This window comes from Streptomyces sp. NPDC101225 (assembly GCF_044767585.1).
Taxonomy (GTDB): Bacteria; Actinomycetota; Actinomycetes; order Streptomycetales; family Streptomycetaceae; genus Streptomyces.
In genome coordinates this window covers 362,775-371,446 of sequence record NZ_JBIWOE010000006.1, presented here as the reverse complement: position 1 = coordinate 371,446, position 8,672 = coordinate 362,775, and the positions used below count along the sequence as shown (strand labels likewise).

The 8,672-nt window shown below is 69.8% G+C and carries 6 protein-coding genes; all 6 read left to right on the top strand.

Annotated features, from left to right (window positions below):
- Nucleotides 1-1,334: 1,334 nt before the first annotated feature.
- The 6 genes from ACIRPX_RS12265 to ACIRPX_RS12240 all read left to right on the top strand — a co-directional run bounded on the left by ACIRPX_RS12265 (nt 1,335) and on the right by ACIRPX_RS12240 (nt 8,624).
- Nucleotides 1,335-1,706, top strand: a complete 372-nt coding sequence (locus ACIRPX_RS12265) for a hypothetical protein (protein WP_404192119.1) — start codon at nt 1,335-1,337, stop codon at nt 1,704-1,706.
- A 396-nt stretch (nt 1,707-2,102) separates the two neighbouring features.
- Nucleotides 2,103-2,615: a hypothetical protein gene (locus tag ACIRPX_RS12260; RefSeq protein WP_404192116.1), complete on the top strand. Its 513-nt coding sequence runs from the start codon at nt 2,103-2,105 to the stop codon at nt 2,613-2,615.
- Between the two features lie 369 nt (nt 2,616-2,984).
- Complete coding sequence (locus tag ACIRPX_RS12255; protein ID WP_404192113.1) at nt 2,985-4,787, top strand: methylmalonyl-CoA mutase family protein; 1,803 nt, start codon at nt 2,985-2,987, stop codon at nt 4,785-4,787.
- Nucleotides 4,787-6,979 carry a methylmalonyl-CoA mutase gene (gene scpA, locus ACIRPX_RS12250; protein ID WP_404192111.1) on the top strand — a complete coding sequence of 731 codons (2,193 nt, stop codon included), beginning with the start codon at nt 4,787-4,789 and terminating at the stop codon, nt 6,977-6,979. Before ACIRPX_RS12255 ends, scpA begins: the two co-directional genes overlap by 1 nt.
- A complete protein-coding gene (meaB, locus tag ACIRPX_RS12245; RefSeq protein WP_404192109.1) occupies nt 6,976-7,974 on the top strand; it encodes a methylmalonyl Co-A mutase-associated GTPase MeaB in 999 nt (332 codons plus the stop codon). The genes scpA and meaB overlap by 4 nt, the downstream gene beginning before the upstream one ends.
- Nucleotides 7,975-8,159: 185 nt before the next feature.
- Nucleotides 8,160-8,624, top strand: a complete 465-nt coding sequence (locus ACIRPX_RS12240) for a hypothetical protein (protein ID WP_404192106.1) — start codon at nt 8,160-8,162, stop codon at nt 8,622-8,624.
- Nucleotides 8,625-8,672: the final 48 nt, after the last annotated feature.

Sequence of the window (8,672 nt, the reverse complement as noted above, 5' to 3'; positions counted from 1 at the left end):
CCGTCCGCTGCCTGCCCCTACACCTCCGCGATCATGCCCCGCACACGAAGAAGTCCCTGTTCATCGAACAGGGACTCCCTTTGCCACAACGCACTCAGCCAGCTGTTGAACTTGTTCTATCGACAGGGTGACGGGGCCAAGCAGATGCAGATAGGGCGCCTTTTGAGCCAGGAGGCTCAAAGTTGAAGGGCCTACCACTGGTCAGGCAGGACGCACAGCTCATCAACGCTCGGCTGCAACGCGCACGGGGCCTACGACACACCGCTGACGCAGTCACTGTCCTAGTCCTAGCCGCTCTTGTTCCGCCGTAGCGCAGAACGGCTGTGCCCTGTTATCGGCACATCACTCCGGGCCATATGGCACGTTGGGGCCGCACAGCGGACAGGTGTGCGCATGCTGCGGCACAATCAGTGTCATGGATGCGGGGGATGTGGCGCTAGTCGGCGCGGCGGCTGCCATCTTGGGCGCGGCCGTGGGGGCTGGCGGCGCCATAGGTTCAGCCATAGTGAGCGGTCGGAAGCAGGCAACAACACAACACGATCACTGGCGCAGGCAAGTTCGTAGGGACGCCTACGTTGCATTCCTCGGGTGCATCGCACAGTTCCAAGAGCTTTACCGTGCCGGGCGTGAACGGGAAATACTGCGCCAAGAGTTGCCATCAGGGTCCGCGGATCGGCTCAGAGGACTCATACGTGACATCGACAGTGCCGCCCTAGTCATAGAGCTAGAAGGTCCGCCCCGTGCCGCCCAAAGTGCGAGAGCTGTTGAGCGCTGTCTCGCGGAGTGGCAAGCGGCATGGTCGGTTGAGGCGCTGCGCACCACTAGAGGAGCTCCGCCCCGGACTGACGTGCCGTCGAGCGAAGCTATGTATGACCGCGTCGACGCTGCGATCGAACAATTTAAGGAAGCCGCGCGCTCAGCCCTCAGTCCGTCGTCGGTGCGCCCACTACAACGGTGGGTCCGCCGTGGTGCTGGAGCCGCGAACCCGACCTCTGAGTGAGCAGCGAGTGAGGGTCGCACGCGGAAGGCGGGCCGTGGATACTTTCCCAGTTCAGAGGCCCAATTTCATACTCCCGGCGCCTGCTCTCCGGAGCCGTGTGCGCAGGTTCGAATCCTGCCGGGGGCACCCAACATGAGGTGCCCAAAGACCCCGTCACCAGTGGAAACGCTGGGGCCGGGGTCTTCGCGTACGTGCCTGAAGCGCTGCTGCCTCCCGCCCCTCGAAGATCCTGGCGCACGGAACAGGACCAGACGCCTCCACGGCCCACCGCACAGCAAGCCACGACCTGGTTGCGGGACCGTCTACTCCCTGGGCCCCGGGGCACGCGGTGTTCATGACATTGGCGCTTCCCGACGGCACTGCCGAGTGGTGGATATTCCTCGGCACGTTCGTTCTCTACGTGCTCGCCCGCTGGTTCTTCGCCTGGCAGCAGGCGCGTCGCGAGGGCGACAGCCATCCGATGCGTGCCGCGTTGGCCGAGGAGGACGACCCGGACGCGCTGAGAGCGGCATCGGTGGGTGGCTTCCGCTCCTACCGTCAGCTCTTCGGCTTCGCCGTCAGCGCCCTCGCCGTGGTCCTGGTCGCCACTCTGACAGGGGGTCAGCTCCGTGTTGCCCTGCTGTGGATCGCAATTCCGATGCTGGTCATCGCCCTGTCGTACCTCGACTTCTGGCAGGCCCAGAAGGCGCGCTCAAGGACCGCGTAGACGGACACGCGTTCTGCGTCCTCGCCGCCCCCGTCCCGATGCGGTGTGCCTGGGCGGCACGGTGCCTTGCCGACGCGGCGCCCACGCTCGTCCGTCCTCCCTGCCGAGGGCAGCCGTAGAGCGCACTCCACCGGCGACTGTCTCCCGACCGCCACACCTACCGGGCCGAACGGCGGTCGCATGAGGGTCCTTCGGCCCCTGCTTCGGTCCGCCGGGGCCGCTGGATGGTCGAGGGGTGGCGCGATCGCGTCCACGCTGCACAACTGTCGGCTGGTGATGGCGATGCGCCGAACACTTCTCCCCGCCTTGGTCCTGACCGTGGTCACCGCCACCGCCGCCTGCACCTCGCCGAGTTCCGGAGGGACCGCCACCCCGCCGCCGTCGAGTACCAGGACCATGGCCACTACCACAGCCACGGCCACGACAGCCCCCTCTCCCCCGCCGCCGTCGGCACAAGCATCGCGTGGGCCCAGCGCCGTGGTCCGGGCCTACTACGACGCCATCAACGCGCACCACTACCGCACCGCGTGGAATCTCGGCGGCAAGCGGTTCAGCCCGACGTACGGCAGCTTCGTGGCCGCCTTCGCCGGCACGGCTCACGACCGCCTCCACATACTCCGGGTGTCCGGGCCTACGGTGGCCGTCAGGCTGGAGGCCACGCAGACCTCCGGCGCGGTCAAGCTCTACAGCGGTACGTATCAGGTCTCGGGCGGAGTGATCACCGGCGCCAGGATGCGACAGGTCGGCGTGTCCCCACCGGGCGGGACGCCCTCCCACTCCGCTGGCGTCTTCGTGCACCCGGGCGCCTTCTGCTCCCCCGTGGGCGCGACCGGAGTGACCGACCGCGGGACGCCGATGGTGTGCTCGTCCGCGTCCGGCGACCCCTACGCACGGTGGCGGCAGCGATGACCGCCGTCCCGTGACGGCGCAGGGATGCCTCAGCCGGACGCCTGCGACCGCGTATCCGCCCCATCCGCTCCATCCGCTCCATCCGCCACATTCGCTCCATCCGCCATATTCGCCGTACCTGCCGTACCTGCCGTACCTGCCGTACCTGCCGTACCTGCCGTACCTGCCGTACCCGCCGTACCCGCGGCACTCGCGGCACTCGCCGCCCCCGCCCCGCCCACAGCCACCCGCTCCTACCCTCCGTCCCCGTTCCATCCGCTTCCCCGCCTGCCGGACATCCCCCGGAGACCCAGGTCACAACCCGCAGGAGAACAACGTCACAGCCCTTCCCTCTGCTGCTCCTTTGGACCTCTGGCCTAGCATCCGAGCATGACGGTCCTGCCTGACGACGGGCTCTCGACGGCCGCCGAGTTCCCTGACGCAACCCACGAGCAGTGGCAGCACCTGGTGGCGGGTGTGCTGCGCAAGTCGGGCAAGGACGTCTCGGGTACGGCCGCCGAGGATGCTCTGTCCACTGCCCTGGAGGACGGGTTGCGTACCCGTCCTCTCTACACCGCGCGCGACACCGCAGCCGATCCCGGTCTGCCCGGTTTCGCACCCTACGTCCGCGGCGGTCGCCCCGAGGGCGGCACCGTCGGCGGCTGGGACCTGCGCCAGCGGCACACGACGGCCTCCGACGGCCTCGTGCTCGCGGACCTGGAGAACGGCGTCACCTCGCTCTGGCTGGTCCTCGGCGAGGGCGGCTTCCCGGTCGCGGAGCTCGGGCGGGTTCTCGACGGTGTCTATCTCGATCTCGCTCCGGTCGTTCTCGACGCGGGGAGTGAAGTTCCTTCCGCCGCACGTGAGTTGCTGCGGATTTATGAGGAGCGCGGTGTCTCCCGGGACGCCGTCCGCGGCAACCTCGGTGCCGATCCGCTCGGGCACGAGGCCCGCACCGGGAAGGGCTACGCCTTCGCCGACGTCGTCCCGCTCGCGCGGCTCTGCTCCGAGCGCTACCCGGGGCTGCGCGCCCTGACCGTGGACGCGCTCCCCTACCACGAGGCCGGCGGCTCCGCCGCCCAGGAGCTCGGCTGTTCGCTGGCGACCGGCGTGGCCGGTCTGCGCGAGCTGACCGCGGCCGGGCTGACCCCCGAACAGGCCGCCGCCCAGATGGAGTTCCGGTACGCCGCCACCGCGGACCAGTTCCTGACCATCGCCAAGCTGCGCGCCGCGCGCCGGCTGTGGGCGCGGGTGACCGAGGTGTGCGGGGCGCCGAGCGCGCAGGTGCAGCACGCGGTCACCTCGCCGGTGATGATGACGCGCCGCGACCCCTGGGTGAACATGCTGCGGACGACGATCGCCACGCTGGCCGCCGGCGTCGGTGGTGCCGACGCGGTGACCGTGCTGCCGTTCGACGACGCGCTCGGCCTGCCCGACGCCTTCGCCCGGCGCATCGCCCGCAACACGTCGACGATCCTCGTCGAGGAGTCGCATCTCGCCCGGGTGATCGACCCGGCGGGCGGCTCCTGGTACGTGGAGCGGCTGACGGACGAACTCGCGCACGCCGGCTGGGAGTTCTTCCGGCGGATCGAGCGGGCGGGCGGCCAGGCGGCCGCGTTGCGCTCCGGGCAGATCGAGCGGGATCTGGCGGAGACCTGGCAGGCGCGTACCGGCAAGCTCGCCAAGCGGCGCGAACCGGTCACCGGGGTCAGCGAGTTCCCGTTCCTCGCCGAGCAGGCCGTCGTCCGGGAGCCCGCTCCCGAGCCCCGGTCCGGCGGGCTGCCGCGGGTCCGCCGCGACGAGGCGTACGAGGCGCTGCGCGCCCGGTCCGACGCCCATCTCGCCGCCACCGGGTCCCGGCCGCGGATCTTCCTGGCCGCGCTGGGCCCGGCCGCCGCGCACACCGCGCGTCTCACCTTCGCCTCGAACCTCTTCCAGGCCGGCGGTATCGAGGCCGTGGCGGAGGGCACGTTCGAGGAGAGCGGCGCCGGCGAGGTGTGCCTGTGCTCCAGTGACGCGCTGTACGAGGAGCAGGCCGCGACCGTGGCCGCCGAGTTCAGGTCGGCGGGCGCCGGGCACGTGTTCCTGGCGGGCCGCCCCGGACCGTACTCCGACGTCGACAGTTACGTCTTCGCGGGCTGCGACGCCGTCGCCGTGCTGTCCGCCGCCCTCGACCGCATGGGAGTGTCCTGATGTCCGTCCCTTCCGTCCCCGACTTCTCCGGGATCGAGCTGGGCACCCCGGTCGCCGACGGCGGCGCCGACGCGTGGCGTACGGCCGTCAAGCAGGCCACGGGCGGGGAGGAGCCGCTGTGGGAGACGCCGGAGGGCATCGCGGTCAAGCCGCTCTACACCGGCCGTGACCTGGAGGGCCTCGACTTCCTCGGCACGTACCCGGGTATGGCGCCGTACCTGCGCGGGCCGTATCCGACGATGTACGTCAACCAGCCGTGGACCATTCGGCAGTACGCGGGCTTCTCGACCGCGGAGGAGTCCAACGCCTTCTACCGGCGCAATCTGGCGGCCGGCCAGAAGGGGCTGTCGGTCGCCTTCGACCTGCCCACGCACCGGGGTTACGACAGTGACCACCCGCGGGTGACGGGCGACGTCGGCATGGCGGGCGTCGCCATCGACTCGATCTACGACATGCGGCAGCTCTTCGACGGCATCCCGCTGGACCGGATGACCGTGTCGATGACGATGAACGGTGCCGTGCTGCCGGTGCTCGCGCTCTACATCGTGGCGGCGGAGGAGCAGGGCGTACCGCCCGAGAAGCTGGCCGGGACCATTCAGAACGACATCCTCAAGGAGTTCATGGTCCGCAACACCTACATCTATCCGCCGAAGCCGTCGATGCGGATCATCTCCGACATCTTCGCCTTCACCTCGCAGCGGATGCCGCGCTACAACTCCATCTCCATCTCCGGCTACCACATCCAGGAGGCCGGTGCCACGGCCGACCTGGAGCTGGCGTACACGCTCGCCGACGGGGTGGAGTACATCCGCGCGGGGCGTGAAGCCGGCCTCGACGTCGACGCGTTCGCGCCGCGGCTGTCGTTCTTCTGGGCGATCGGCATGAACTTCTTCATGGAGGTCGCCAAGCTGCGGGCGGCGCGGCTGCTGTGGGCGAAGCTGGTGAGGCAGTTCGAGCCGAAGAACGCCAAGTCCCTTTCCCTGCGTACCCATTCGCAGACCTCGGGCTGGTCGCTGACCGCGCAGGACGTGTTCAACAACGTCACGCGTACGTGCGTCGAGGCGATGGCGGCGACGCAGGGGCACACGCAGTCGCTGCACACCAACGCCCTCGACGAGGCGCTCGCGCTGCCCACCGACTTCTCGGCCCGCATCGCGCGCAACACGCAGCTGCTGATCCAGCAGGAGTCGGGGACGACGCGGGTGATCGACCCCTGGGGCGGCAGCGCCTATGTGGAGCGGCTGACCTACGACCTCGCGCGCAGGGCCTGGCAGCACATCCAGGAGGTGGAGCAGGCGGGCGGCATGGCCAAGGCGATCGACGCCGGCCTGCCCAAGCTGCGCATCGAGGAGGCCGCGGCCCGCACCCAGGCCCGGATCGACTCCGGGCGGCAGCCGGTCATCGGCGTCAACAAGTACCGCCCCGAGAACGGCGCCGGCGACGAGCAGATCGAGGTGCTCAAGGTCGACAACTCCTCCGTCCGGGCGCAGCAGGTCGAGAAGTTGCGGCGGCTGCGGGCGGAGCGGGACGAGACGGCGTGCCGGGACGCGCTGGACGCGCTGACGCGGGCCGCCGACGGCCGGGGCAACCTGCTGGAGCTGGCGGTGGACGCCGCCCGGGCCAAGGCCACCGTCGGGGAGATCTCGGACGCGCTGGAGAAGGTGTACGGCCGGCACGCGAGCCAGATCCGTACCATCACGGGCGTGTACCGCAACGAAGCCGGGGAGTCGCCGTCGGTGGACCGTACCCGAGCCCTCGTGTCCGCCTTCGAGGAGGCCGAGGGGCGCCGTCCGCGCATCCTGGTCGCCAAGATGGGCCAGGACGGCCACGACCGCGGCCAGAAGGTGATCGCCACCGCCTTCGCCGACCTCGGCTTCGACGTGGACGTCGGCCCGCTGTTCCAGACGCCGGGCGAGGTGGCGCGTCAGGCCGTCGAGGCGGACGTGCACATCGTCGGGGTGTCCTCGCTGGCCGCCGGGCATCTCACGCTGGTGCCGGCACTCAGGGAGCAACTGGCCGAGGAGGGGCGCGAGGACATCATGATCGTGGTGGGCGGGGTGATCCCGCCGCAGGACGTGCCCACGCTGCTGGAGATGGGCGCGGCGGCCGTCTTCCCGCCCGGGACGGTGATCCCGGACGCGGCCCACGACCTCGTACGGCGGCTGGCGGACGGTCTCGGGCACGAGCTGTGATCGAACTCGACACGTATGTGAAGGGTGTGCTCGACGGGAAGCGTGCGATCGTCGCGCGCGCCATCACGCTCGTCGAGTCCACCCGGCCCGCGCACCGGGCGCTGGCGCAGCGGTTGCTGACCGAGCTGCTGCCGTACAGCGGGAAGGCGCGGCGGATCGGGGTCAGCGGGGTGCCCGGGGTCGGGAAGTCGACGTTCATCGACGCGTTCGGGACGATGCTGACGGGGCTCGGGCACCGGGTCGCGGTCCTTGCCGTGGACCCCTCGTCGACCCGCACGGGAGGCTCCATCCTCGGCGACAAGACGCGGATGGAGCGTCTGGCCGTGGACCCCGCGGCCTTCATCCGGCCCTCCCCCACGGCCGGGACGCTCGGCGGGGTGGCCAAGGCGACGCGGGAGTCGATCGTCGTGATGGAGGCGGCCGGCTACGACGTGGTCCTGGTGGAGACGGTCGGTGTCGGGCAGTCGGAGACCGCGGTCGCCAACATGGTCGACTCCTTCCTGCTGTTGACGCTGGCGCGCACGGGCGACCAGTTGCAGGGCATCAAGAAGGGGGTCCTGGAGCTGGCCGACGTGATCGCCGTCAACAAGGCGGACGGACCGCACGAGCGCGATGCCCGTGCCGCAGCGCGGGAGCTGGCGGGCGCGCTTCGACTGATGCACGGCAAGGACGCCGCCTGGACGCCGCCGGTCCTGCACTGCAGTGCCCGGGAATCCACCGGGCTGGACACGGTCTGGGACCGTGTCGAGCAACACCGCGCCCTCCTCGACACCACCGGCCGCCTCACCACCAAGCGTCGCGACCAGCAGGTCGACTGGACCTGGACCATGGTCCACGACGAACTCCTCGACCGCCTGCGCAACGCCCCCTCCGTACGCTCCCTCGCCCCGGCCCTCGAACAACGGGTGAGAAACGGCGAACTGACGGCGACACTGGCGGCGGAGCGGATTCTGGGGGCGTTCCGGGAGGCCGAGGGGGGCGGAGGGACTCCCTGAACACGGGACCACGACGCCCCCACCTGCGGACACCACGGCCTGCTGCGGAACGGGAACGTTTCAGCTGGTCAGCGCAGTAGTGCCTTGATCACTTAACACGGTGAATCCGCCAACTGAACAGCGACTCGACGCCCGGGGGCGCGGTTGTCCTGGTGATCACACACGATCCCAGAAGGGGAGTCGCCTTGCTCTTGCACTGCACCGCCCGTCTCGCCACTGCTCTCACGGCGGCTGGAGCCCTGCTCCTGACCGCTCCGACGAACGCCTCGGCCGGGGCCGTCGGTACGACTCCGGTGAAGACCTTCGACTACAGCGTGGGCGGCATGACCGTGAAAGTGCCGACCGGATGTCTGTTCACTCATGTCATCCGCGGGAGTGGCAGGCGGATCACCTATCAGAACGCCGGCGTCGACTGCGCGTTCGTCGGAGCGCTCGGCAGCGGGTTCTGCAACTGGCGGATCGACTTCACCTACCGCGACACGAGCAACAGGACGTACCGCACCTCACGGGGCCGGACGCACAACGAGTGCAAGATCGATCCCATGCGGAACAACTCCCCGCAGACGCTGGCTCGTTACGGCAAGGCGTGCGCGCGCCTCTACGTCAATGGGGTCCCGCGGGTGAGCCAGTGCCACAGCATCACGAAGTGAGTGTCCTCATGCCGGATCAACGCCCTGGACCAGGGACGGAAGCGTCGC

Coding starts and splice junctions, on each gene's coding strand:
- ACIRPX_RS12265 (WP_404192119.1), top strand. CDS start 1,335: ATGACATTGGCGCTTCCCGACGGCACTGCCGAGTGGTGGATATTCCTC.
- ACIRPX_RS12260 (WP_404192116.1), top strand. CDS start 2,103: ATGGCCACTACCACAGCCACGGCCACGACAGCCCCCTCTCCCCCGCCG.
- scpA (WP_404192111.1), top strand. CDS start 4,787: ATGTCCGTCCCTTCCGTCCCCGACTTCTCCGGGATCGAGCTGGGCACC.
- ACIRPX_RS12255 (WP_404192113.1), top strand. CDS start 2,985: ATGACGGTCCTGCCTGACGACGGGCTCTCGACGGCCGCCGAGTTCCCT.